Genomic DNA, 22,897 nt, shown 5'->3' with positions numbered 1-22,897 from the left:
TTTGCCTCAGCCGCGACGATGCGCCAGCATCTCCCTGAAGATGCTGCGCTTGATCGACTTGTTGGTCTGCGCGGCATCCTGCCACCACCAGCCGCCGGCCTCCATGGCCTGGCAGGCGGCGACAAAGCGGCGGCACACCTCTTCGAAATCGGCGTCGGTGTAGTTCAGGCTGAAGATCAGCCGCCCGGTGCCGACCCAGCTCAGGGCCAGCCCCTGTTCACGCAGGTAGAACTGCAGCATCCAGTTGTAGCGCGAGGGCCGGGTGTAGCTCACGGTCCAGACCGAAGACATGTTGGCCACCTGCACCGGGGCCCCGATGGCCTGCAGGCGTTGGTTGAGCTGCGTGGCGCGGCGGTTCTGGGTGGCGTCCAGGTCCACATACATGAGCTGGGCCTCCGGGGTTTCCAGGTAATCCAGGAAGGCCGCCATGGCGCCCATCACATAGGGGTGCGAGTTGAAGGTGCCGCGGGCAAAGCACAGGTCGGCCGGCCGGTCTTCGCGGTAGCGCTTCATCAGCTCGCGCTTGCCGCAGACCACCCCCACGGGCAGGCCACCGCCCAGGGTCTTGCCGTAGGTGACCATGTCGGCCTTGACGCCGAAGTACGCCTGGGCACCGCCCGGGGCCAGACGGAAGCCCAGGAACACCTCGTCAAAGATCAGCACGATGCCGCGCTCGGTACAGACCTCGCGCAGTTGTTTCAGCCATTCGGTGTAGGCCGCACGGTCGTACGCCGCGCTGCGCGAGCTGTCCACCAGCGAAGAGTCGCCCGGCGCGGCCTTGTTGGGGTGCAAGGCCTGCAGCGGGTTGACCAGCACGCAGGCAATGTCGCGCCGCTTGCGCAGCACCTGCAGGCTGTTCTCGTGCATGTCGCGCAGGGTGTAGGTCTCGCGCGGGGGCAGGGGGTTGCCGGGGCCCGGTTGAACATCTTCCCACCAGCCGTGGTAGGCGCCGCAAAAGCGCACCAGGTGGCGGCGCCCCGTGTGGTAGCGGGCCAGTCGCACAGCTTGCATCACGGCTTCGGTGCCCGACATGTGGAAGGACACCTGGTCCAGGCCCGAGAGGCGTTGCAGGCGGGCCACGTTCGAGGCGACCACGGGGTGCAGGCTGCCCAGCACCGGGCCCAGGGCCTGGGCCCGGCGACTGCCCTCGGCGATGCACTGCCGGTAGGCATCCACACCGAACACGTTCACGCCGTACGAGCCGGTCAGGTCGTAGTAGCTGTTGCCATCCAGGTCGGTCAGGGTCACGCCTTCGGAGGCCTCCATGAAGGCGCCCACCTGCACGTGCTGGCGCAGCAGCGGGCTGTACTGGAAGGGCACCCGGTAGGCACCGGTGAACTGCAGATCGGGCAAGCCGTCGCGGGCGCTGGCGGTGAGGGCCAGCGTGCGGGGGCAGCGCGCCACCAGCGTGTGGCCCAGCTGCTGCAAGGCCTGGCGCCGTTGCGCGGCCACCTCGGCCGGTGCGCCATCAGAGTTGAAAAAGCGCTCTTCGCCGTAGGCGTAGCCGGGCAGCCACGAGGCCACGCGTTTGGCCATGCGCGAATGGCCGGTGAGCGAGGGGTGCTTGGCCCGCGACAGTTCCAGTCGGCGGATCAGCCGGGGCAGGGTGGCGGCGAAGGCCGCACCGCCCAATGCCCAGAAAGCCAGTGTTTCGTCCATTTGAAGAGGTCCGGATTTTTCCAATCGCGAAAGCGCGATGCCTCATCTGTAACTTGACTGATTGACACCTTGATGAAACTGAAAGCCTTGAGAGACCGCCTGCTGCAGCAGGAGGATTTGAATTTCCTGCTCACCAACCGGGTGCCGCGCATTGCGTTGACACGCTTCATGGGCTGGTTCAGCCAGATCCGTCAGCCGGTGGTGCGCGATGCCTCGATCGCGGTGTGGCGCCTGTTCACCGAGTTGGATCTGAGCGAGGCGCGCAAGCAGCGCTTTGACAGCCTGCACGACTGCTTCACCCGCGAACTCAAGTCGGGCGCCCGGCCTTTTGACCCGGACCCCGAGGTGTTGGCCAGCCCTTGTGACGGCATCGTGGGGGCCTGCGGTGAGGTGGCGGGGCTGCAGGTGTGGCAGGCCAAGGGCTTTCCGTACCGGCTGGAGGATTTGTTCGGCGACCCCGCGCGCGCGGAGGTCTTTCGCGATGGTTGCTACGTGACTTTGCGCCTGACCTCGGCCATGTACCACCGCTTTCATGCCCCTCATGATGCCCGCCTGCAGCATGTGACCCACCTGACGGGCGATACCTGGAACGTGAACCCGATCGCACTCCAACGGGTGGAGCGCCTGTTCTGCCGCAATGAGCGCGCCGCCCTGCATTTGCGGCTGGAGCGCGGCGGCCACCCGCTGGCCCTGGTGCCGGTGGCGGCCATCCTGGTGGCCAGCCTGCGCCTGCACGCGCTCGATCTGCTCCTGCATGGCCGCTACCCCGGCCCGCATGAGCTGCCCTGCGATGTGGCGGTGGGCAAGGGGCAGGAGCTGGGCTGGTTCCAGCATGGCTCGACCATCATCGTGTTCGCCCCCAAGGGCTTTCGCCTGGTCGACGGGGTGGCCACGGGCCTGCGGGTGCGGGCCGGACAGCCCTTGATGCAGCTGCCTGAAAGTCTGCTGCCTGCTGCGGCTCAGGGGGTGGGCAGCACGTCGTAGACCACCCAGGCAAACGCCATCGGGTGCGGGAAACGCCAGCCTGAGCGGGCGGCCGTCACCCACAGGGGGCGGATGGGGCGACCGGTCTTTTCCAGCCATTCCTGGACTTCGACCTCGCAATTGCTGGCCTCGTAGACCTGGGCCTTTTTGAGAGGGCCGCGCGGGCAGATCATCAGGCCGCCCTGGTGCTCCCAGCCTGGGTGGGGGGCCAGGGTGGTGGGCCACTCATCGGGCATGCCGGGCAGGGCGCGCACCTGATCGGACACAAAGAAGGCCACCATGGCGTTCTCGGCCCATTCGCCCCCGGTCCAGCCCAGGGGCAGGTCGGGGTGGCGCTGCTGCCAGCCTTGCATCATGACTTCGGCTGCGATCTCGTTGGCTTCGTAATAGCTGCGCTTGCCCTGGCGGGCCTGGGACACGGCCAGCACCACGCCGACCAGCACCACACCGATCAGCACCGGCCAGGCCGAACCCTGCAGGGCCTGCAGGCTGCGCGTAGTGGGGGTATTGGGGGGGCTGTTGTCCAGGGCCTGACCTGAGGTGGGGCCAGCGGTGGCCTGCTCCAGGTTGCGCAGCCACAGCAGCGGGAAGGCATAGATGATGGGGATGGCCCAGGGGCTGGAGAGCTCGGCCATGCCGGCCATACCGGCCAGCAGGGTCACGGCACCGGGCAGGGCGGCCAGCCAGAAGACGGTGTCCTGCCAGTGCAGGGGCAGCCAGCTGCGCCAGGCCAGGCGCGGGATCAGGCCCAGCAGGCTGCGCCAGCGCCCGGGGCCCGACGGGCTGGCCTGCCAGGCAAACACCAGCACACAGGGCACCCAGGCCAGCAGCACGAACAGCAGCGGGGTGAAGGCGAAATGCAGCAGGAAGTGCCACTCCACGTGGCCGCCACCCTGGTCGGCGGCGTAGCGCAGGGTGGGGTAGTCGTGGTGCCAGAGCCACCAGGCATGGGGCAGCAGGAACACCGCCAGGCTGAGCAGGGCCACGTAGGGCCGCGGGCTGCTGAACCAGCGGCGCATGTCGCGCCGCAGCAGGGCGGTGACGAACAGCGAGAACAGGAACACGCCGCTGTAGTACTTGCTGAGCATGCACACCGCACCCAGAAAACCCAGCCACACCGAGGCGGTCAGGCCCGGGCGGCCACTTTGGCGCAGGCTGGCCAGCCAGGCCACGGCGGTCCAGGGCCAGACCGACAGCAGAATGGCATTGGCGTTGAACTTGGCCGCCAGCGTGGTGTAGGGCAGAGTCCACATCAGCAGCAGCACGGCGCTGGGTGCGAAGCGGCGCAAGCCCAGCAGGCGCGCCAACTGCGCCACCCCCCACAGGCCGATGGCCACGTTCACATAGGACAGAAGCTTGTACGACAGCGCGCTGCGCGGCATGGCCGCAAACCAGAGTTCAACTGCCCAGACAAAGAAAGGCGGGTGCTTGAACGTGCCCCATTCGAAGGTTTGCCCCCAGGCAAAGTTCTCCAGCATGTCGTTGTAGGGGTCCAGGTTCGGGTAGGCGAACCAATGCACCAGGGCCCACACCAGGCAATAGGCGACGATGAGCAGCCGCGTGCTGTGCTGGCCGTTGGGCTGGGCTGAAAGTGGGGCGGCTGGCACGGCTGGAAAACAGGTTGGATGGGGCGGTCTGGGGGGCTGGCACCGTCGGCTGCGGCAGGCCGGGTCAGAGGGCGCGTTGGGCTCGGGGCCAGCCGGAGCTGGCCCGCGGCTCTGGCCAGGTCGGCAACAGCCGGCAGCTGCGCCAAAGCGGCCGGAATTGTCTCACGGTTGGCTTGCCGCGGGATACGTAGGGTTACGAATGAAGGGCGGCCCCGGATTGGGCTGTTGTGGTGCTCAGGGTCTTCACAGCGGCTGGGCGCTGTGGGGGCTGTGCCCCAAAACCGATGCCGCGCAGGCGCGCGGCGGGTTGATAGCCCGGCTGCCGCCCGCAGGGCGGCAGCTTTATGGCTTCGGCCCGGCGCTTCGCGCCTTCACGTCGGCAGAGCCGACATGAGCCTTCGCCGCAAGGCTGCAGATTCGCCTGTGGCGAATGCTGGCCTTACAGGCCAGCCGCTGCACGCAAAGTGCCTTGTGGCTTCGGCCCGGCGCTTCGCGCCTTCACGTCAGCAGAGCTGACATGAGCCTGCGCCGCAAGGCTGCAGATTCGCCTGCGGCGAATGCTGGCCTTACAGGCCAGCCGCTGCACGCAGCGCTGCAGCCTTGTCGGTTCGCTCCCAGGTGAACTCGGGTTCTTCTCGGCCGAAGTGGCCGTAGGCGGCGGTTTTTTCGTAGATGGGGCGCAGCAGGTCGAGCATCTGGATGATGCCCTTGGGGCGCAGGTCGAAGTGCTCTTGCACCAGGCGGGCGATCTGGTCGTCGGGGATGACGCCGGTGCCTTCGGTGTACACGGTCACGTTCATGGGGCGGGCCACGCCGATGGCGTAGGCGACCTGGATCTGGCACTGGCGGGCCAGGCCGGCGGCGACGATGTTCTTGGCCACATAGCGGGCGGCGTAGGCAGCCGAGCGGTCGACCTTGGTCGGGTCCTTGCCCGAGAAGGCGCCACCGCCGTGCGGGCAGGCGCCGCCGTAGGTGTCGACGATGATCTTGCGGCCAGTCAGGCCGCAGTCACCTTGCGGGCCGCCAATCACAAAGCGGCCAGTGGGGTTGATCAGGTACTTGGTGTCCTGCAGCCATTCCTTGGGCAGCACGGGCTTGATGATTTCTTCGATGATGGCTTCGGTGAAGCTGGCCTTCATCTTCTTGGCGGTTTCGCTCTGGTCGGGGCTGTGCTGGGTCGACAGCACCACGGTGTCGATGCTGTGCGGCTTGCCGTCCACGTAGCGCATCGTGACCTGGCTCTTGGCGTCGGGGCGCAGGAAAGGCAGGCGGCCGTCCTTGCGAAGTTGGGCCTGGCGCTCGACCAGGCGGTGGGCGTAGTAGATCGGCGCGGGCATCAGCTCGGGCGTTTCATCGCAGGCGTAGCCGAACATCAGGCCCTGATCGCCGGCACCGGTGTTCAGGTGGTCGTCGCTGGCCTGGTCCACGCCCTGGGCGATGTCGTTGCTCTGCTTGTCGTAGGCCACCAGCACGGCGCAGCCTTTGTAGTCGATGCCGTACTCGGTGTTGTCGTAGCCGATGCGCTTGATGGTGTCGCGGGCCACCTGGATGTAGTCGACGTGCGCGTTGGTGGTGATTTCGCCCGCCAGCACGACCAGACCGGTGTTGGTCAGGGTTTCGGCCGCCACGCGGCTGCGCGGGTCTTGCTTGAAGATGGCATCGAGGATCGCGTCGGAGATCTGGTCAGCCACCTTGTCGGGGTGGCCTTCAGAGACGGACTCGGAAGTAAAAAGAAAATCGTTCGCCATTTGAATAAACTCCACGTTTCAAGTTCTGGGGGCGTTGCCTCGGACTCGGGAGCTTTGGCGAACGCTTTAGCAGTTGTGTTTAACGTCGCCCTGCAAGTTGCTCATTTAACTCAGCGACCCGTTTATTCTACCCACCTCATGCTCTCGTTGTTCAGGGTCTTTGCCCTGTTTCCCCTGGGGTTGCTCCAGGTCATGGGTTGGCTGCTGGGTTGGCTGGCCTTCCTGGCCTCGCCGTCCTACCGCCGCCGTTTTCTGGCCAACGCCGACCTGGCGGGCGTGAGCCTGCGCGATCTGATCGCTGCTGTGGGCCATGGTGGGCGCATGGTGGCCGAGCTGCCGCGGCTCTGGCTGGGGCGGCCTCTGCCTTCGGTGTGGGCGGACCACGGCTGCATCGAGCGGGCGCTGGCTGCGGGGCGCGGGGTGGTGTTCCTCACCCCTCACATGGGTTGCTTCGAGTTGTCGCCCCAGGCCCTGGCACGCGACTATGCCGGGCGCTTTGGGCCGATGACCATCCTGTACCGCCCCGCCCGCCAGGCCTGGCTGGCACGCACCATGGCCTCGGTGCGCGAGCGTCCGGGCCTGCAGGCCGTGCCGACGACCCTGGCCGGGGTGCGCCAGTTGATCAAGGCGCTGCGCCAGGGGCGTGCGGTGGGGCTGCTGCCCGACCAGGTGCCACCCGAGGGCATGGGGGTGTGGGCACCGTTTTTCGGTCAACCGGCCTACACGATGACGCTGGCCGTGCGCCTGGTTCAGCAGACCGGGGCCACCGTGCTGCTGGCCTGGAGCGAGCGCCTGTCGTGGGGGCGGGGGGTGCGCATCCATGTGCGTGAGATGACGTCGCCCCTGGCCGAGGACATGACTCAGGCCGTCACCCAGATCAACGCCGAGATGGAGCAGATGATCCGGGCTTGCCCGGCCCAGTACCTTTGGGGTTATGCGCGCTACAAGCAGCCGCGCGGAGAGTTTTGAGCATGTGGAGTCGGTTCGGAATTGCGTTCATGCGGCTGATGGCCTACCTGCCCCTGTCCTGGGTGCGTGGCCTGGGGGTGGGTTTGGGCTGGGTGCTTTATGTGCTGGCCGTGCCGCGGCGCCATGTGGTGGCGGTGAACCTCAAATTGTGTTTCCCGGACGCGTCGGTGCCCCAGCGCAAGGCCTGGACGCGGCGGGCTTTCATCCACTTTGCCCAGTCCTGGCTGGACCGGGGCTGGCTTTGGCATGCCCCGCGAGAGGTGCTGGCGCGCCGCATCCGCTTGGTGGGCCCTTGGCAGGAGTTCGAGGGCGATACGCCGACGATCATTTTTTCGCCCCACTTCTTTGGTCTGGAGGCCGGTGGCATGGCGCTGTCCATGAACGTGGACCGGGTGTTCACCTCGATCTTCACGCCCCAGCCCAGCCCGGCGGTGGACGCCTGGATGAAGGCTGGGCGTTCGCGCTTTGGCGAGGTGACCATGCTGAGCCGCTTTGACGGCGTCAAGCCCATCATCAACACGCTGCGCAAGGGGGGCGCCCTGTACCTGCTGCCCGACATGAATTTCGGCCCCGAGGAGTCGATCTTCGTGCCCTTCTACGGGCACCTGGCGGCCACGGTGCCCAGCCTGTCGCGCTTTGCCCGGCTGGGGCGGGCCAAGGTGGTGCCGGTGGTGTCACGCATCACCGCCACGGGCTATGAGGTGGAGGTGATGCCGGCCTGGCAGAACTTTCCGACCGACGATGTCGAGGCCGACACGGCTCTGATGAACCAGCGCCTGCAGGGCTGGATCGACACCATGCCCGACCAGTATTACTGGGTTCACAAGCGCTTCAAGACCCGCCCGCCGGGTGAGCCCCCGGTCTACCGCTGAACCGCCTGGCCCAGAAAATCCTGGATCTGCTGCATGACCCAGATCGGGTCTTCGTGCACGATCCAGTGACTGGCGCTGTCATGCCGGCACACCTGCAGCCGAGGCACCCACTGCTCCAGGCCATCGAGCAGGCCGGGCAGCAGGGCATGGTCGCCCAGACCCCACAGCACCTGGGTGGGGCAATTCACCTGCAGCATGCTGTCGGGCAGGTCCAGCGTGGCCGCCCCGAGGTGTGTGGCGTCACCGGGGCGCAGCGGCGAGGCCCGGTAATAGTTGCAGCCCCCGCGCAGGCTGGTGCGCCACACCGCACGGTACTGATTTTTGACGCTTTCACTCAACCAAGCGGGCTCTCCCTGGCCGCCGAAGCGCTGGAAGAAGCCCCACAGGCGCGCGAAGTCGTCCTCGGCCAGGTACGTCTCGGCGTCCGGTTGGATCAGAAAGTTCATGTAGGCGCTGGCTGCCAGCTGGGCCGGGTTGTGGCGAAGCTCGCGCACAAACGCGCCGGGATGGGGCGAGTTGATGATCACCAGGCGCTGCATCAGCTCAGGGTGCTGGTTGGCCAGGCTCCAGGCCACGGCGCCGCCCCAGTCGTGGGCAACCAGGGCGCCGAGCGGCGCCTGCGGGGATTCCAGGGCGATCAGCGCCTTCAGGTCCTGCACCAGCAGCCGGGCCTTGTAGGCCTCGATCTCGGGTGGACGGCTGGACTGTTCGTAGCCACGCAGGTTGGGGGCCACGCAGCGCCAGCCTCCGTTTTCGGGGCGTGAGAAATGCAGCAGCAGCGGGTCCCAGACAAAAGCGGCTTCGGGGAAACCGTGCAGGAACAGCAGCACGGGTGCCCCGGCTGGGCCGGCGGCCCGGCAGCTCAGGGTGATGCCGTGCGGCAGGGCATGTTCAAAAGTGTCGATCATGGGCAAGGGCTCCTGGGGCAGTGAGGGCCCCCAGACCTGGCCCGGCGCTCAGTCGACTTCGGGCTCGGCGGGCGCGGTCTCGGCAGGGGGTGTGGCATCCGGAAGGTCGGCGGCTGCCACGGGTGGATGGGTCCACTGCCACAGCAGGTGCGCGGTGTCTTCGATGCCGATGCGCTTCAGCGCAGAGAAGAGTTTCACATCGCCGCCGCCAGCGTTCAGTCGCGCAATCGACAGCGCCTTGGCGCCCTCGGCGCGGGTCAGCTTGTCGGCCTTGGTCAGCAGCACCAGAAATTTGAGGCCTTCTTCGACGCGCGGGCGGATGACTTCAAGCAGGGTTTCGTCCAGCTCGGTCAGGCCCAGGCGCGGGTCGCACATCATCACGATGCCGGCGAGGTTCTCACGGCTGACCAGGTAATTGGCCATCACACGCTGCCAGCGGATCTTGTCGTCCTTGGGCACCGCGGCGTAGCCGTAGCCCGGCAAGTCGGCCAGCACGGCATCGGTTTCACCCTGGCGGCCCAGCGAGAACAGGTTGATGTGCTGGGTGCGTCCGGGCTTCTTGGAGGCGAAGGCCAGTTGCTTTTGCTGCGTCAAGGTGTTGATGCAGGTGGACTTGCCCGCATTGGAGCGGCCCACGAAAGCGATTTCAGGCACCTGCAGGGGGGGCAGGTGGTGCAGTTGGGCAGCGGTGGTCAGAAAGCGAGCCGTGTGCATCCAGCCCAGGGCCGCCTTGGCCTCGGTGGAGGGGGGCGGCGCAGGGCGACGGACGGCGCTGGCCGGGGCGGATGTGGAGCGGTTTGTCATCAATGTGGAAGTATTCCTGAAGCCTCATTGTAGAATCGAGTGGTTTTGCGCCCCTAACATCATTGAGCCACGATATGAAGTTGATCGCTACCTTGCTCAGCGCCGCCGTGCTGGCCGCCTCCGCTTTTTCGGCCTTTGCTGCTGAAGAAAAACCCGCTGCGGCGGCCAAGCCTGACCTGGTCAAAGGCGAGGCGAGCTTCGCCACCTGCGCCGCCTGCCACGGAGCTGACGGCAATTCGGGCACCCCGGCCTACCCCAAGCTGGCACAGCAGCACCCTGACTACCTGGTCAAGCAGCTGCGTGAATTCAAGTCGGGTCAGCGTGCCAACGCCGTCATGAGCGGCATGGCCGCCGCGCTCAGCGAAGACGACATGAAGAACATCGCCGCCTGGGTTGCCAAGAACAAGGCCAAGCCGGGCTTCGCCAAGGAAAAAGACCTGGTCACCCTGGGTGAGCGCATCTACCGCGGTGGCATTGCCGATCGTCAGATCGCTGCCTGCGCAGGCTGCCACAGCCCGAACGGTGCCGGCATCCCGGCCCAGTACCCGCGACTGGCAGGCCAGCAGGCCGAGTACACCGCGGCCCAGTTGACCGCCTTCCGCGACGGTGTGCGCAAGAACAGCATGCAGATGACGGGTGTGGCTGCCAAGCTCAACGACCGTGAAATCAAGGCCGTGGCCGACTACATTGCTGGCCTGCACTGATCTTCGGCCTGAAGTTCTTTGAACTTCAGGCCATTTTCTCTCCCTCAGCAGGGCGGGCCTCATCTGCGGCCCGCCCTTTTTGTTTGTATCAGGCCCTGGCGACACCATGTCTCTTCCCCTTGCTGAACCCGGCCCGCAGGCACAGCCCCAGCGCGGCAGCCCCGAGCGCCTCAAGGTGCTGGTGGACCTGCTGTCGTCGATGCGCTTTGCCATCTCGCTGCTGACCGTCATCTGCATCGCGTCGGTGATTGGCACCGTGTTGCAACAGAACCAGCCGGCGGTCAACTATGTGAACCAGTTCGGCCCCTTCTGGGCCCAATTGTTTGGGGAACTGCACCTTTATTCGGTTTACAGCGCCTGGTGGTTTTTGTTGATCCTGGGCTTCCTGGTGGTCAGCACCTCGCTGTGCATTGCCCGCAACACGCCCAAGATCCTGGTCGACCTGAAGACTTTCAAGGAAAACATCCGCGAACAGAGCCTGCGCGCCTTCGGGCAGCATGCCGAGGCTGACTTCTCCGAAGCCCCCGAGGGGGTGGCCCGGCGCCTGGGCGAGGGCTTGGTGCAGGGCGGCTGGAAAGTTCGGCTTCAGCAACGTGACACCGCTGCCGGCCCGGGTACGGGCTGGATGGTGGCGGCCAAGGCGGGGGCCGCCAACAAGCTGGGTTACATCGCCGCCCATTCGGCCATCGTGCTGATCTGCCTGGGCGGTTTGCTGGACGGCGACCTGATGGTGCGTGCACAGATGTGGTTCAACGGCAAGGTGCCTTACGCTGGTGCCGGCTTGATTGCCGATGTGCCGGCCCGCCACCGGCTGAGCGAGAACAACCCCACCTTCCGCGGCAACCTGATGGTGGCCGAGGGCACGCAGTCGAGCACGGCCATCCTCAATCAGTCCGACGGTGTGTTGCTGCAGGAGTTGCCGTTTGCGGTGGAGCTCAAGAAGTTCGTTGTCGAGCACTACTCCACCGGCATGCCCAAGCTGTTTGCCAGCGAGATCGTGATCCACGACAAGGCCACCGGCGCGCTGACCGAAGCGCGGGTGGAGGTGAACCACCCCGTCAACTACCACGGTGTCGAGATCTACCAGTCCAGCTTTGACGATGGCGGCTCCAAGGTGCGTTTGCAAGCCTTGCCGCTCGATTCGGATGGTGCCCGTTTCGAGGTCGACGGGGTGATTGGTGGCAGCACCGGTCTGACCCGCAGCCACACCGGAGAAAAGTTCAACCTGGAGTTCAGTGCGCTGCGTGTGATCAACGTGGAAAATTTCGCCGGCCAGGGCGGACCCTCGGGGTCGGGCGTGGATGTGCGCAAGGTCGATCTGCGCGACTCGGTCGAGGCCCGTCTGGGGGCGGCCAACAAGGTGATGACCAAGAAGGAGTTGCGCAACGTGGGCCCCAGCATCACCTACAAGCTGCGCGATGCGGCCGGCCAGGCCCGAGAGTTCCACAACTACATGCTGCCGGTGGACATGGAGGACGGCGGGGCGCCGGTGATGTTGCTGGGCATGCGTGAAACACCGGCCGAACCGTTCCGCTACCTGCGGGTGCCTGTGGACGATCAGGGCGGCATGGACAGTTTTCTGCGCCTTCGCAAGGCCCTTGGCCAGCCCAAGCTGCGCGAACAGGCTGTGGCCCGCTACGTGGCCTTGGCCATTGATTCCAGCAAACCGGAGTTGGCGCGCCAGTTGCAGGCCTCGGCCGGCCGGGCGCTGGACCTGTTCGCCGGCAATCCGGCGGCGGCCAAAGGCTCGGATCGCCCCACCGGTGGATTGCAGGCGGTGGCCGATTTCATCGAGGCCAATGTGCCTGAGGCCGAGCGCCCGCGTGCGGGCGAGGTGCTGATCCGGATCCTGAACGGGGTGCTGTTCCAACTGGAGCAACTGAGCCGCGAGCAGGCCGGGCTGAAGCCCTGGCCCAATGAAGCCAAGACCCAGGCCTTCATGACTCAGGCCGTGTTGTCGCTCAGCGATGTGCAGGCCTATCCGGTGCCGCTGACCTTTGTGCTGAAGGACTTCACCCAGGTGCAGGCCAGCGTGTTCCAGGTGGCGCGTGCCCCTGGCAAGACGGTGGTCTATCTGGGGTGTGCCTTGCTGATCCTGGGTGTCTTTGCCATGCTGTACGTGCGCGAACGCCGTGTCTGGATCTGGGTCCGCCCCGAGTCCACCGGCACCCGAGCCACGATGGCCCTGTCCAGCAATCGCAAGACTATGGATGGCGACCGCGAATTCGAGCACCTGAAAATCAAGCTGCTGAGCCTGGCGCCCGCGTCCCCCGACGCGGCCGACGGCCCTGTGGCCCCGAACTGAACACCGGAGTCGACCCCATGAACACCGCGACCCGTCCGACGACGAGCATCACCCTCAGCGAAGGGTTTTTTTCACGCCGGTCCTGGCTGGATTGGCTGTTTGCCGCCTTGGTGCTGGCCGCCGGGGGCGCCACCCTGTCCCTGTATGGGCAGGCCATGGACGTCTATGAAACCGGCATCCTGATCGCCGCCGTGCCGGCTGCGATCTGGCTGGGCTGGTTCTGGCGCCCGCTGGCGGTTTTGATGGTGGGCGTGGCAGGCCTCAGCCTGCTGGCCATCTCGTCCTACCACGCTTCGGGTGAGGCGCCCACGCTGGCGCGGGCGGACACGGTGTTCTGGCTCAAGTATTTCCTGTCCAGCCAGTCGGCCATCCTGTGGATGAGCATGCTGGTGTTCATGAGCACCATCTTCTATTGGCTGGGGCTGATCGGTGGCCAGCACGGGGCCACCATGGAGCTGACGGGCTCGCGCCTGGCCTGGGCCTCGGTGGTGATGGCCCTGACGGGCACCATGGTGCGCTGGTTTGAGAGCTACCTGCTGGGGGCCGACATCGGGCACATCCCGGTCAGCAACCTGTACGAGGTGTTCGTGCTGTTTTGCTGGATCACCACGGTGTTCTACCTCTATTTCGAGGCGCAGTACAAGACCCGTGCCCTGGGCGCTTTCGTGATGCTGGTGGTGAGCGCGGCCGTGGGTTTTCTGCTGTGGTACACGGTGGTGCGCGAGGCGCACGAGATCCAACCCCTGGTGCCGGCCCTGAAAAGCTGGTGGATGAAGCTCCATGTACCGGCCAACTTCATTGGCTATGGCACGTTTGCGCTCTCGGCCATGGTGGCTTTCGCCTACCTGATCAAGCAGCAGGCGGGCGAAAAGCGCTGGTACAAGCTCACCCCGCTGTGGTTGCTGGGGATCGTGCTGTGCTTCGAGCCCATGGTGTTCCGTCGCAGCACCAACGAGGCTGGGGGCAGCTATTGGGTGGTGTACTTTGCGATCTCGGCCCTGGTGGTGGCGGGCATATTGCTGGCCCGCGAGCGAATTGCGCGCCGCCTGCCGCCGCTGGAAGTGCTGGATGACGTGATGTACAAGGCGATTGCCGTGGGTTTCGCGTTCTTCACCATCGCCACCGTGCTGGGGGCCTTGTGGGCGGCCGAAGCCTGGGGCGGGTACTGGAGCTGGGACCCCAAGGAGACCTGGGCCTTGATCGTCTGGCTGAACTATGCGGCCTGGCTGCACATGCGGCTCATGAAGGGGCTGCGCGGCACGCTGTCCGCCTGGTGGGCCTTGGGCGGGCTGGTGGTGACCACCTTCGCCTTCCTGGGTGTCAACATGTTCCTCAGTGGCCTACACAGTTACGGGACATTGTGAACTTTCGGTGAATTTCGCGAATCCTTGAAAGAATGCGGGTCGTACTCCGACCAACGCATAACTTCAAGGAGCTTCCATGCTGATCCAGACGCGCGACGACGGTTTCCAACACCCGGTCGCCAGCGAAATCACCCCCGCTTCCGTGTATGCCGGTCGCCGCCAGTGGCTGCGGCAGTTGGCCCTGGCCGGGGCCGGCACGGCGTTGGGCAGTTGGGCCGCCCGTGACGCCTTGGCCCAGGCGGCACCCTATGCCCGTCCGGGCAAGCTGCCGGCGCTGGCGGCCGGCAAGTCGGCTGTGGCAGGTGCCCTGACGATGGACAAGGTGACCGATTACAAGGACGCCAGCGGCTACAACAACTACTACGAGTTCGGCACCGACAAGGCCGACCCGGCGCGCAACGCGCACACCCTGGTGACTTCGCCCTGGCGGGTCGAGATCGACGGTCTGGTGAAGAAGCCCGGGCCGATCAACCTGGAAGACCTGATCAAGCTCAGCGCCCAGGAAGAGCGCATCTACCGCCTGCGCTGCGTGGAAGGCTGGTCGATGGTGATTCCGTGGGTGGGCTATTCGCTGGCCGAGTTGATTCGCCGCGTGGAGCCCCTGAGCAGTGCCAAGTACGTGGAATTCCACACCTTGGCCGACCCCAAGACCATGCCGTTCGTGGGCTCGCGCATCCTCGACTGGCCCTATGTCGAGGGCTTGCGCATGGACGAGGCCATGCACCCGCTGACCCTGCTGTCGTTCGGCATGTATGGTGAGGTGCTGCCCAAGCAGAACGGAGCCCCGGTGCGCCTGGTGGTGCCCTGGAAATATGGCTTCAAAAGCGCCAAGAGTCTGGTGCGCATCCGCTTCACCGACAAGGAGCCGGGCACCGCCTGGAACAAGGCGGCGGCCAACGAGTACGGCTTTTATTCCAATGTGAATCCCGAGGTGGATCACCCGCGCTGGAGTCAGGCCACCGAGCGCCGCATCGGCGAGGACGGCTTGTTCGCCAAAAAGCGCAAAACCCTGAAGTTCAATGGCTACGAGGCCCAGGTGGCATCCCTGTATGCCGGCATGGACCTGAAGAAGTTCTACTGAGCGCCAGCCCCCCAATGCGTTCTGCTTCTTCTGCTTCTTCGCCTTCCATTGGCCGCACGGCCGGGCCAGTCGGTGTGCGATCACGCCTGTCGGCGGCCTTGCTCTCACCCTGGGCCAAGCCCGTGGCCTGGGTGTTGCTGTTGCTTCCCCTGGCCTGGCTGGTGGGGCTGACGGTCACCGAGGGCCTGGGGGCCAATCCGGCTGAGGCCCTGATCCGTGCCACGGGTGACTGGACCCTTCGCCTGTTGTGCGGGGTGTTGGCGGTGACACCCCTGCGGGTGATCGGGCGGCTGCCGGCCTTGGCCCGTTTTAGGCGTTTGCTGGGCCTGTTCGCCTTTTCTTATGCCTTGGTGCACCTGGCTTGCTACAGCCTGTTCGACATGGGGCTGGAGTGGGGTGACATCGGGCGAGACATCCTCAAGCGACCCTTCATTCTGGTGGGTTTCACGGCTTGCGTGCTGATGTTGCCCCTGGCTTTGAGTTCGTTCAATGCAGCCATCAAGGCGATGGGGGGGCGGCGTTGGCAGGCGCTGCACCGAGCGGTGTACGCCGTGGTGCTGCTGGGCCTGCTGCATTTCTTCTGGATGCGGGCCGGCAAGCACAACTTTGCCGAGGTGGCGGTCTACGCGGCGGTGATCTCGGTACTGCTGGGCTGGCGCCTGCAGCAGGCCTGGCGCAAGAGGCGCAGAGGCGCTGGCGAGTCCCGCGCCTGATCAATGGCCACCGACCGCGCGCAGGGCCGGCTGGGCGCCCCGCAGCGGGTCGATCTGCAGCGTGGGCAACTGGTAGGCGCGGTCGTCAAACAGGTCGATGCCGCACATCAGGTTTTCCAGCCAGTCAAAGAACTGGTTGATGGCCACCTGGCCCACGATGGGGGCGCCATGCTGGGGCACCAGCATGCTGATGTCGAGTTGGCGCGCCATGCGAACCCACAGTCGCAGGATCTTGTTGGAGACCATGTAGCGGCGGTGAAACCCCTCCATCAGCGGGATGTGGTCCGTCAGGTCGGTGACGAACTTCTGGGCCTGCTGGCCGGTGGTCAGTGACACGCCCAGATCGCCAGTGAACAGGATGCGGCTGACCGGATCGTAGAACTGGAAATTGCCCTCGGAATGCATGAAGTGCGCGGGCAGCAGCCACATCTCATGACGCCCGATGCGCAGCTTGCCGCCGCCATCGGGCACGCCGATCACGCGGTCTTCGGTCTTGCCGACCTTGGCAAAGTGGGGGGCGAAACGCTCCCAGATGCGTGAGATCACCAGCTTGGCGCGGGTGGAGGTCATCCAGCGGTCCAGCGAGGCGATGATGTCAGGGTCGGCGTGCGAGGCCAGCAGGTAGCTGAGCTTGCTGGGCGGAAAATGCTTGGACATGCCCAGGAACAGCTCATTGAAGGCGAGGTTGCCACCCGGGTCGATGATGGCGCCCGTGCCGTCGTCCACGATCAGGAACTGGTTCGCCTGCACCGCCTGGCCGCCTTCCTCGATGAGGTCGGTGAACATCAGGCAGGCGTGATCAGCGTCGCGGTAAAGTTCCAAAGGCATGCTTACTCCCTGCGGCCATCGACACGGCCGGAGCCTGCACTGTACGGAAATGGCATTTCTGTGACTTGATGCACATCAATGCCGTTGATCCGCACCAATCAGCCGTTGGGGAGCAGGTTTTCCAGGGCAAACGTGTCTGCTGCGGTCTCGCGGCGGCGGATCAGATGGGCCTGCTGGCCGTCCACCAGCACTTCGGCCAGGCGGCCGCGGCTGTTGTAGTTGCTCGACATGCTCATGCAGTAAGCCCCGGTTGACAGCACGGCCAGCAGGTCGCCCTGGTCGACTGCCAATGCGCGGTCCCGGCCCAGCCAGTCGCCGCTTTCGCACACCGGGCCGACCACGTCGTAGGGGGTGGTGGGGCGGCTGCTGTCGGCCTGCACTGGCACGATGGCGTGGTAGGCCTCATACATGGCCGGACGGGGCAGATCGTTCATGGCTGCGTCAACGATGCAGAAGTTCTTCTGCTCGCCGGGCTTCAGGTAGAGCACTTCGGTCAGGCACAGGCCGGCATTGCCCACCAGCGATCGGCCGGGCTCGATCATCAGCTGGCGCTGGCCAAAGCCACGTGCATCGAGCTTGGCCAGCAACTGCGCCCACAAGGCGTCGGCTTCGGGGGGCGTGTCACCGTTGTAGTTGATGCCCAGGCCGCCACCGAAGTCGATGTGGTGGATGGGGATGCCAGCCTGTTCGATCGCTTCGACCAGATCGAGCACGCGGTCCATGGCATCCAGATAGGGGTCGACCTGGGTGATTTGCGAGCCTATGTGGCAGTCGATGCCGACCACCTTCAGGCCGGGCAGGCTGGCAGCACGCTGGTAGGTGGCCAGGGCCCCGTCGTGTGCCACGCCGAACTTGTTGCCCTTCAGGCCGGTGGAGATGTAGGGGTGGGTCTTGGCATCGACGTTGGGGTTGACGCGGATGCTGACCGGGGCCGTGGTACCGAGTTCGAGTGCCACCGCATTCAGCACCTCGAGTTCGGCTTCGCTTTCGACGTTGAAGCAGCCGATGCCGGCCTGCAGGGCCTGGCGCATCTCGGCGCGGGTTTTGCCGACGCCCGAGAAGATCACTTTCGACACATCGGCGCCGGCGGCCTGCACGCGGGCCAGTTCGCCGCCCGAGACGATGTCGAAGCCGCACCCGGCCTGGGCGAAGACCTGCAGGATGGCCAGTGAAGAGTTGGCCTTCATGGCGTAGCAGATCTGGGCCTTGCGGCCGGCAAAACCGCGCTGGTAGGCGGCCAGTGCGGCCAGCATGGAGGCCTTGGAGTAGACGAACAGCGGGGTGCCGAAGCGTTGAGCGAGCTCGGGGCTGGCCACGCCTTCGATGGTCAGGACCTGGTCGCGATAAGAGATATGGGGCTGGCCGGGCAACGGGGCTTGGGTCATGGTGTGGTGGTGGTAGGCGTGAGGGGGGTGGCCGGAGGGGCGTCGTCGGACGGCTTGCGATCCGTCTGGGACCGCAACGAGTCGGGGGTCAGCACCTGAGGCAAGGTGGCACGCTGGGCTGCGGCCGGGTCTTGCGGCAGGTACAGCGGCCCGCGTTGGCCGCAGCCGAACAAGGCACCCGCAGCGACAAGGGCAATCAGCCTGACTAGAATTTGGATTCGACTCAACATCAGCGAATTGTAATGACCGACCTTGAATTCATGGACCGTGCCGAAACCCTGCTCAAGGCGGTGGAACTGCGCTGTGACGCCCTCAATGACGACACCGATGCCGATATCGACGCCCAGCGCAGCGGCGGCATGATCACCCTGGCCTTCCCCAACCGGAGCCAGATCGTGATCAACCTGCAAAAGCCCTTGCACGAGGTGTGGCTGGCCACGCGCAGCGGGGGCTATCACTACCGTTGGCTGGATGGACAGTGGCGCGACACCAAGGGCGCGAGCTCATTCTTTGAGCAACTGACCCAGGACGCCACCGTCCAGTCGGGCCTGAGCCTGCTGTTTGCTGCGCCCTGACGTCGCTCGGGAACCGCCCGGAACGCCCGGAAAAGGGCGGTTCCAGCACCGCTGAAGAGGGCCTCAGTTCCGGAAAAGATCCAGGATGCGCGAGCGCTCGTCTGCGGGGGCGGGCGCATGGGCTCCGCTGGTGGCCGCTGTAGGGGGGGCCACCCCGGCGCTGCCGCCCTTGTCGTCCAGTCCCAGGGTGCTCACGCTGTTGCCGCGGGCAAATTCCTCAAAATACCATTCACCGCCGACATTGACCACGCCCTCCGGGGCACTGGGCTCGGACACCGGCACGCCCTTGAGTGCGCGCTCCATGAAGGTGATCCACACGGGCAGACTCAGGCCCCCCCCGGTTTCGCGGTCACCCAGCTTGCGCGGGGTGTCATAGCCAATCCAGGTCACGGCCGCCAGCGTGGGTTGAAACCCCGCAAACCAGGCGTCCATGGAGTCGTTGGTGGTGCCGGTCTTGCCATAAATATCAGGCCGCTTGAGCGCGGCCTGGGCCTTGGCGGCCGTGCCTGAGCGGGCCACTTCCTGCAGCAGGCTGTCCATCATGAAGGCATTGCGCGGCGAGATGGCGCGGGGGTTTTCGTCCAGAGCGGGGGCCTTGCTCTGGACCAGCAGCTTGCCTTTCTGGTCGGTGATGTGATCGATCACCCAGGGGTTGAGCCGGTAGCCGCCATTGGCGAACACCGAGTAAGCCATCACCATCTGCATGGGTGTGACCGAGCCTGCGCCGAGCGCCATGGTCAGGTAGGGGGGGTGCTTTTCGGCCTCGAAGCCGAAGTGGGTGATCCAGTCCTGGGCGTAGCGCGCGCCGATCGATTGCAGCACCCGGATCGAAATCATGTTCTTGGACTTGGCCAGGCCGCGACGCAAGGTCATGGGGCCTTCGAAGGTGCCGTCGTAATTCTTCGGCTCCCAAGGTTGCCCACCGGTGGTGCCGGCATCAAAGAACAGGGGCGCATCGTTGACCACGGTGGCCGGGCCGAAGCCTTTTTCGAGTGCGGCCGAGTAGATGAAGGGCTTGAAGCTGGAGCCGGGCTGGCGCCAGGCCTGGGTCACGTGGTTGAACTTGTTCTTGTCGAAGTCGAAGCCGCCGACCAGGGCCTTGATGGCTCCGCTGCGGGGGTCCACCGCGACAAAAGCGCCCTCCACCTCGGGCAACTGGGTGATCTCCCAGCTGTCTTTGGGGGTTTTCACGACGCGGATCACCGCGCCGCGACGCAGTCGGATGTTGGGCGGCGCCTTGTCGGAAAGGCCGGATTGGGCTGGTTTCAGGCCGTCGCCGGTGATCTCGACGCTGTCGCCATTGGGGCGCACGGCGATGATCTTCTTGGGGCCGGCTTCCAGCACCACCGCGGCCATCACGTCGCCGTTGTCGGGGTGGTCGGAGAAGGCGTCATCGATGGCCTCGTCCTGCTCCCTGGGGTTGGTGGGCAAGTTGATGAAACGCTCGGGGCCTCGGTACACCTGGCGGCGTTCGTAGTCCATGATGCCCTTGCGCAGCGCGCGGTAGGCCGTGTCCTGGTCTGCGGCATTGATCGAGGTGTAGACGTTCAGGCCCCGGGTGTAGGCCTCGGATCCGTATTGGGTGAGCACCAGCTGGCGCACCGTTTCGGCCACGTATTCGGCATGGATGCGTGAGCTGTCGGGGCCGAATTTGATGCGCAAGGACTCGTTGCGGGCCTCATCGGCCTGGGCCTTGGTGATGAAGCCGTTTTCCTCCATGCGATCAATGATGTATTGCTGGCGGATGCGGGCCCGCTTGGGGTTGCTGATCGGGTTGTAGGCCGAAGGGGCCTTGGGCAGTCCGGCCAGCATGGCGGCCTCGGCCACTGAAATGTCCTTCAGGGGCTTGCCGAAATAGGTGTCGGCCGCTGCCGAGAAGCCGTAGGCACGGTTGCCCAGAAAGATCTGGTTCATGTAGATCTCGAGGATCTGGTCCTTGCTCAGCATGTGCTCAAGCTTGAAGGTCAGCAGAATCTCGTAGATCTTGCGGGTGAAGGTCTTCTCGGAGGACAGGTAGACGTTGCGCGCCACCTGCATCGTGATGGTCGAGGCCCCCTGGCTTTTGACGCGCCCCAGGTTGGCCAGTCCGGCTCGGAACATGCCGATGTAGTCGACGCCACCGTGCTGGTAGAAACGGGCGTCTTCAACCGCCAGCACGGCGTCTTTCATGACCTTGGGGATGTCCTTGATAGGCGTCAGGTTGCGGCGTTCCTCGCCAAACTCTCCGAGCAGCGCGCCGTCAGCCGAGTAGACCCGCAAGGGGAGCTTGGGCTGGTAGTCGGACAGGTCAGTGATGTCGGGCAGGTTGGGGTAGGCCACTGCCAGTGCCACGGCTACCAGCATCAGCACGCTCAGCAAACCGGCCAGGGCCAGCCCGGCCAGCCACAGCAGCGCCCGCACCGCCCAGTGAGTTCTCCCTGGCGAGCTGGTGCGAGGGGACTCCTGAGGGGTCTTGGGGGTGGAGCGTGCCATGGTCGAATGCAAAGTGAATTGCGAATTATAGAAATTGGGCATCCGCAGGAGGGCTTGCCTTGACTTGCCACCTCGGCGAGTTCCGTAACTTATTGCAAAATAGTCACAAATCGTCTGCTTTTGACAACGAGAGGTGAACGCTGCCGGGTGGAATTCCTTGGTCTGACAACACCCTTGCTGATAGCATTCAAGCAAAGTGTGAAGTAGAAGCGTCCGTCCGGGCGTGTTACGGGGGACCATCTTGATCTCTTTAGGATCATTGTTTGGCCGGCAGGTGGCGCCCCTGCTCGGCATTGATATCAGTTCGTCCAGCGTCAAGCTGGTCGAGCTGGGTCGCGAAAAGTCCGGAGGGTATGTTCTCGAGCGCTGCATGATGGAGCCGCTGGAGAAAGGCTGGATCATCGACGGCAACATCGAGAAGTTCGATGAAGTGGCTGATGCCGTCAAACGCCTGGTCAAGCGTTGCGGCAGTCGCACCAAGAATGTGGCCATGGCGCTGCCCGCTTCGGCCGTCATCACCAAGCGCATTGTTCTTCCAGGCGGCCTTTCGGATCAGGAGCTGGAAGTCCAGGTCGAATCCGAAGCCAATCAATACATCCCCTTCTCGCTTGAGGAGGTCAGCCTCGATTTCTGTGTCATCGGCCCCAGCCTCAGCTCGCAGGGCGACGTGGACGTCTTGATTGCGGCTTCGCGCAAGGAAAAGGTGCAGGATCGCCAGGGTTTGGCCGAGGCCGCTGGACTCAAGCCGATGGTGCTGGATGTCGAGTCTTTTGCCTCCCGCCTTGCTGCAGGGCGCTTGATCGAGCAGTTGCCCGGGCAGGGCGCCGGGCTCATGGTGGCCCTGTTCGAGGTGGGCTCGATGACCACCAGCCTGCAGGTGCTCAAGGATGGCGAGGTTCTCTACGAGCGTGATCAGGCTTTTGGCGGTGCCCAGTTGACTCAGTTGATCGTGCGCCAATATGGCTTTTCCCCTGAGGAGGCGGAATCGAAGAAGCGCTCTGGTGAGTTGCCTGACGATTACGCCTCTTCGGTGCTGCGGCCATTTGTCGAGAGCGTGGCACAGGAAATCGGTCGGGCGCTTCAGTTCTTCTTCACCAGCACACCGTTCAACCGCGTGGATCACATCATGCTGGCCGGCGGTTCCGCGGCCCTGCCGGGCCTGGCTGAGGCGGTCACGCAACAGACCTCGTTTGCCTGCAGTGTGGTGAATCCTTTCGAAGGCATGCAGGTTCAGGACTCGGTGCGGATGAAAAAGATGGCTCGTGAGGCGCCCGCCTACCTCACCGCGTGTGGCTTGGCCATGCGGAGGTTCCTGACATGATCCTGATCAACCTGCTACCCCATCGCGAAGAGGCTCGCCTCAAGCGCAAAGAGGCCTTCAAAGTGGCCGTGGTGGGGTCCATGATGCTCGGGGCCCTGGTTGTGGCTTTGGTGTACCTGGTGTACCAGTCCAGCCTGACCGACCAGCGCGAGCGCAACGAGACCCTGAAGGCCGAGATCAAGTCCCTTGAAGTGCAGATCAAGGAGATCTCGAACATCGAGGCCGAGATTGCTGCACTGAAGGCGCGTCAGAAAGCGGTGGAAGACCTGCAGTCCGATCGCAATGCGCAGACCTACCTCATGAATGAGTTGGTCAAACAATTGCCTGACGGGGTGTATGTGACCAGCATGCGGCAAGAGGGGCAGACCATTCTGATTCAAGGGGTGGCCCAGTCCAATCAGCGCGTGTCTGAAGTGCTGAAGAATTTTTCTTCGGGCTCGCCATGGTTTGCCCGCCCTGAATTGCTTGAAATTCAGGCTGGTACCGTGAACCTGAGCGCTCGGGATCAACGTCGGGTGGCCAATTTCGGCATGAGATTCCAATTGCTGCGCGCCTCGGAAGTCGAGAAGGCTGCTGAAGCAGCTGCGAAGAAGTGAGT

General features: G+C 64.9%; 20 protein-coding genes. 11 read left to right on the top strand and 9 right to left on the bottom strand.

The genetic code is table 11. The features are described from left to right. Positions 1-6: 6 nt before the first annotated feature. Complete coding sequence (locus AC3WUT_RS12165; protein WP_492347325.1) at positions 7-1,659, bottom strand: aminotransferase class III-fold pyridoxal phosphate-dependent enzyme; 1,653 nt, start codon at positions 1,657-1,659, stop codon at positions 7-9. Between the two features lie 72 nt (positions 1,660-1,731). Here AC3WUT_RS12165 and asd point away from each other — a divergent pair, with 72 nt between their 5' ends. Then, positions 1,732-2,643, top strand: a complete 912-nt coding sequence (asd, locus tag AC3WUT_RS12160) for an archaetidylserine decarboxylase (protein ID WP_492347324.1) — start codon at positions 1,732-1,734, stop codon at positions 2,641-2,643. On the opposite strand, the gene AC3WUT_RS12155 is transcribed toward asd, so the two are convergent. Next, a complete protein-coding gene (locus AC3WUT_RS12155; RefSeq protein ID WP_492347323.1) occupies positions 2,619-4,250 on the bottom strand; it encodes a glycosyltransferase family 39 protein in 1,632 nt (543 codons plus the stop codon). The two genes, asd and AC3WUT_RS12155, sit on opposite strands and share 25 nt — an antisense overlap. A 566-nt stretch (positions 4,251-4,816) precedes the next feature. Continuing rightward, positions 4,817-5,998, bottom strand: coding sequence for a methionine adenosyltransferase (metK, locus tag AC3WUT_RS12150; RefSeq protein ID WP_019576176.1), 1,182 nt, complete (start codon positions 5,996-5,998; stop codon positions 4,817-4,819). Positions 5,999-6,136: 138 nt separating this feature from the next. On the opposite strand from metK, the gene AC3WUT_RS12145 reads away from it, so the two are divergent. Both AC3WUT_RS12145 and AC3WUT_RS12140 read left to right on the top strand, forming a co-directional pair. Then, the gene (locus AC3WUT_RS12145) at positions 6,137-6,967 is read left to right on the top strand and encodes a lysophospholipid acyltransferase family protein (protein WP_492347322.1); all 831 of its coding nucleotides are present in this window, start codon (positions 6,137-6,139) and stop codon (positions 6,965-6,967) included. Positions 6,968-6,969: 2 nt separating this feature from the next. Beyond that, complete coding sequence (locus AC3WUT_RS12140) at positions 6,970-7,839, top strand: LpxL/LpxP family acyltransferase (RefSeq protein WP_492347321.1); 870 nt, start codon at positions 6,970-6,972, stop codon at positions 7,837-7,839. On the opposite strand, the gene AC3WUT_RS12135 is transcribed toward AC3WUT_RS12140, so the two are convergent. Together AC3WUT_RS12135 and yihA are read right to left on the bottom strand one after the other, a co-directional pair. After that, positions 7,830-8,747: an alpha/beta fold hydrolase gene (locus AC3WUT_RS12135; protein WP_492347320.1), complete on the bottom strand. Its 918-nt coding sequence runs from the start codon at positions 8,745-8,747 to the stop codon at positions 7,830-7,832. The two genes, AC3WUT_RS12140 and AC3WUT_RS12135, sit on opposite strands and share 10 nt — an antisense overlap. Positions 8,748-8,795: 48 nt before the next feature. Continuing rightward, complete coding sequence (gene yihA, locus AC3WUT_RS12130) at positions 8,796-9,551, bottom strand: ribosome biogenesis GTP-binding protein YihA/YsxC (protein WP_492347319.1); 756 nt, start codon at positions 9,549-9,551, stop codon at positions 8,796-8,798. A 74-nt stretch (positions 9,552-9,625) separates the two neighbouring features. Here yihA and AC3WUT_RS12125 point away from each other — a divergent pair, with 74 nt between their 5' ends. The 5 genes from AC3WUT_RS12125 (at position 9,626) to msrQ (ending at position 15,718) form a co-directional block, all read left to right on the top strand. Further along, complete coding sequence (locus tag AC3WUT_RS12125) at positions 9,626-10,255, top strand: c-type cytochrome (RefSeq protein WP_492347318.1); 630 nt, start codon at positions 9,626-9,628, stop codon at positions 10,253-10,255. A 106-nt stretch (positions 10,256-10,361) separates the two neighbouring features. Next, on the top strand, positions 10,362-12,560 hold the full coding sequence (locus AC3WUT_RS12120) for a cytochrome c biogenesis protein ResB (RefSeq protein WP_492347317.1): 2,199 nt from the start codon (positions 10,362-10,364) through the stop codon (positions 12,558-12,560). A 17-nt stretch (positions 12,561-12,577) separates the two neighbouring features. Next, the gene (gene ccsB, locus AC3WUT_RS12115; RefSeq protein WP_492347316.1) at positions 12,578-13,924 is read left to right on the top strand and encodes a c-type cytochrome biogenesis protein CcsB; all 1,347 of its coding nucleotides are present in this window, start codon (positions 12,578-12,580) and stop codon (positions 13,922-13,924) included. A 76-nt stretch (positions 13,925-14,000) separates the two neighbouring features. Next, positions 14,001-15,005, top strand: coding sequence for a protein-methionine-sulfoxide reductase catalytic subunit MsrP (msrP, locus tag AC3WUT_RS12110; RefSeq protein ID WP_492347315.1), 1,005 nt, complete (start codon positions 14,001-14,003; stop codon positions 15,003-15,005). Positions 15,006-15,091: 86 nt separating this feature from the next. Next, positions 15,092-15,718 (top strand): protein-methionine-sulfoxide reductase heme-binding subunit MsrQ, encoded by a 627-nt coding sequence (gene msrQ / locus AC3WUT_RS12105; RefSeq protein ID WP_492347446.1) that lies wholly within the window; start codon positions 15,092-15,094, stop codon positions 15,716-15,718. Here msrQ and AC3WUT_RS12100 read toward each other — a convergent pair whose 3' ends face one another. The 3 genes from AC3WUT_RS12100 to lptM all read right to left on the bottom strand — a co-directional run bounded on the left by AC3WUT_RS12100 (position 15,719) and on the right by lptM (position 18,161). Further along, positions 15,719-16,546 (bottom strand): oxygen-binding di-iron domain-containing protein, encoded by an 828-nt coding sequence (locus tag AC3WUT_RS12100; protein ID WP_027478407.1) that lies wholly within the window; start codon positions 16,544-16,546, stop codon positions 15,719-15,721. It abuts the gene before it with no gap. A gap of 98 nt (positions 16,547-16,644) precedes the next feature. Further along, the gene (lysA, locus tag AC3WUT_RS12095; protein WP_492347314.1) at positions 16,645-17,931 is read right to left on the bottom strand and encodes a diaminopimelate decarboxylase; all 1,287 of its coding nucleotides are present in this window, start codon (positions 17,929-17,931) and stop codon (positions 16,645-16,647) included. Continuing rightward, positions 17,928-18,161, bottom strand: a complete 234-nt coding sequence (gene lptM, locus AC3WUT_RS12090) for an LPS translocon maturation chaperone LptM (protein WP_492347313.1) — start codon at positions 18,159-18,161, stop codon at positions 17,928-17,930. Before lptM ends, lysA begins: the two co-directional genes overlap by 4 nt. Before the next feature lie 12 nt (positions 18,162-18,173). Between lptM and cyaY the strand changes: the two genes are divergently transcribed. Beyond that, positions 18,174-18,506 carry an iron donor protein CyaY gene (gene cyaY / locus AC3WUT_RS12085; RefSeq protein WP_492347312.1) on the top strand — a complete coding sequence of 111 codons (333 nt, stop codon included), beginning with the start codon at positions 18,174-18,176 and terminating at the stop codon, positions 18,504-18,506. Between the two features lie 63 nt (positions 18,507-18,569). Here the strand turns inward: cyaY and AC3WUT_RS12080 are convergent, their stop codons facing one another. Beyond that, entirely contained in the window at positions 18,570-20,978 is a 2,409-nt protein-coding gene (locus AC3WUT_RS12080; RefSeq protein ID WP_492347311.1) for a penicillin-binding protein 1A, read from the bottom strand. Positions 20,979-21,219: 241 nt separating this feature from the next. On the opposite strand from AC3WUT_RS12080, the gene AC3WUT_RS12075 reads away from it, so the two are divergent. Together AC3WUT_RS12075 and AC3WUT_RS12070 are read left to right on the top strand one after the other, a co-directional pair. Further along, positions 21,220-22,299: a pilus assembly protein PilM gene (locus tag AC3WUT_RS12075; RefSeq protein WP_492347310.1), complete on the top strand. Its 1,080-nt coding sequence runs from the start codon at positions 21,220-21,222 to the stop codon at positions 22,297-22,299. Continuing rightward, the gene (locus AC3WUT_RS12070) at positions 22,296-22,895 is read left to right on the top strand and encodes a PilN domain-containing protein (protein ID WP_492347309.1); all 600 of its coding nucleotides are present in this window, start codon (positions 22,296-22,298) and stop codon (positions 22,893-22,895) included. The genes AC3WUT_RS12075 and AC3WUT_RS12070 overlap by 4 nt, the downstream gene beginning before the upstream one ends. Positions 22,896-22,897 lie beyond the last annotated feature (2 nt).

Source organism: Curvibacter sp. EU05-FHT14A10, from assembly GCF_058791075.1.
The sequence above is the reverse complement of the archived record's forward strand: the minus strand, read 5'-3'. Positions and strand labels throughout refer to the sequence as shown.

What these genes read in the sequence shown, in the direction of transcription:
- AC3WUT_RS12165 (WP_492347325.1), bottom strand. Translation starts at nt 1,659, where the DNA reads ATGGACGAAACACTGGCTTTCTGGGCATTGGGCGGTGCGGCCTTCGCC.
- asd (WP_492347324.1), top strand. Translation starts at nt 1,732, where the DNA reads ATGAAACTGAAAGCCTTGAGAGACCGCCTGCTGCAGCAGGAGGATTTG.
- metK (WP_019576176.1), bottom strand. Translation starts at nt 5,998, where the DNA reads ATGGCGAACGATTTTCTTTTTACTTCCGAGTCCGTCTCTGAAGGCCAC.
- AC3WUT_RS12145 (WP_492347322.1), top strand. Translation starts at nt 6,137, where the DNA reads ATGCTCTCGTTGTTCAGGGTCTTTGCCCTGTTTCCCCTGGGGTTGCTC.
- AC3WUT_RS12140 (WP_492347321.1), top strand. Translation starts at nt 6,970, where the DNA reads ATGTGGAGTCGGTTCGGAATTGCGTTCATGCGGCTGATGGCCTACCTG.
- AC3WUT_RS12135 (WP_492347320.1), bottom strand. Translation starts at nt 8,747, where the DNA reads ATGATCGACACTTTTGAACATGCCCTGCCGCACGGCATCACCCTGAGC.
- yihA (WP_492347319.1), bottom strand. Translation starts at nt 9,551, where the DNA reads ATGACAAACCGCTCCACATCCGCCCCGGCCAGCGCCGTCCGTCGCCCT.
- AC3WUT_RS12125 (WP_492347318.1), top strand. Translation starts at nt 9,626, where the DNA reads ATGAAGTTGATCGCTACCTTGCTCAGCGCCGCCGTGCTGGCCGCCTCC.
- AC3WUT_RS12120 (WP_492347317.1), top strand. Translation starts at nt 10,362, where the DNA reads ATGTCTCTTCCCCTTGCTGAACCCGGCCCGCAGGCACAGCCCCAGCGC.
- ccsB (WP_492347316.1), top strand. Translation starts at nt 12,578, where the DNA reads ATGAACACCGCGACCCGTCCGACGACGAGCATCACCCTCAGCGAAGGG.
- msrP (WP_492347315.1), top strand. Translation starts at nt 14,001, where the DNA reads ATGCTGATCCAGACGCGCGACGACGGTTTCCAACACCCGGTCGCCAGC.
- AC3WUT_RS12100 (WP_027478407.1), bottom strand. Translation starts at nt 16,546, where the DNA reads ATGCCTTTGGAACTTTACCGCGACGCTGATCACGCCTGCCTGATGTTC.
- lysA (WP_492347314.1), bottom strand. Translation starts at nt 17,931, where the DNA reads ATGACCCAAGCCCCGTTGCCCGGCCAGCCCCATATCTCTTATCGCGAC.
- lptM (WP_492347313.1), bottom strand. Translation starts at nt 18,161, where the DNA reads ATGTTGAGTCGAATCCAAATTCTAGTCAGGCTGATTGCCCTTGTCGCT.
- cyaY (WP_492347312.1), top strand. Translation starts at nt 18,174, where the DNA reads ATGACCGACCTTGAATTCATGGACCGTGCCGAAACCCTGCTCAAGGCG.
- AC3WUT_RS12080 (WP_492347311.1), bottom strand. Translation starts at nt 20,978, where the DNA reads ATGGCACGCTCCACCCCCAAGACCCCTCAGGAGTCCCCTCGCACCAGC.
- AC3WUT_RS12070 (WP_492347309.1), top strand. Translation starts at nt 22,296, where the DNA reads ATGATCCTGATCAACCTGCTACCCCATCGCGAAGAGGCTCGCCTCAAG.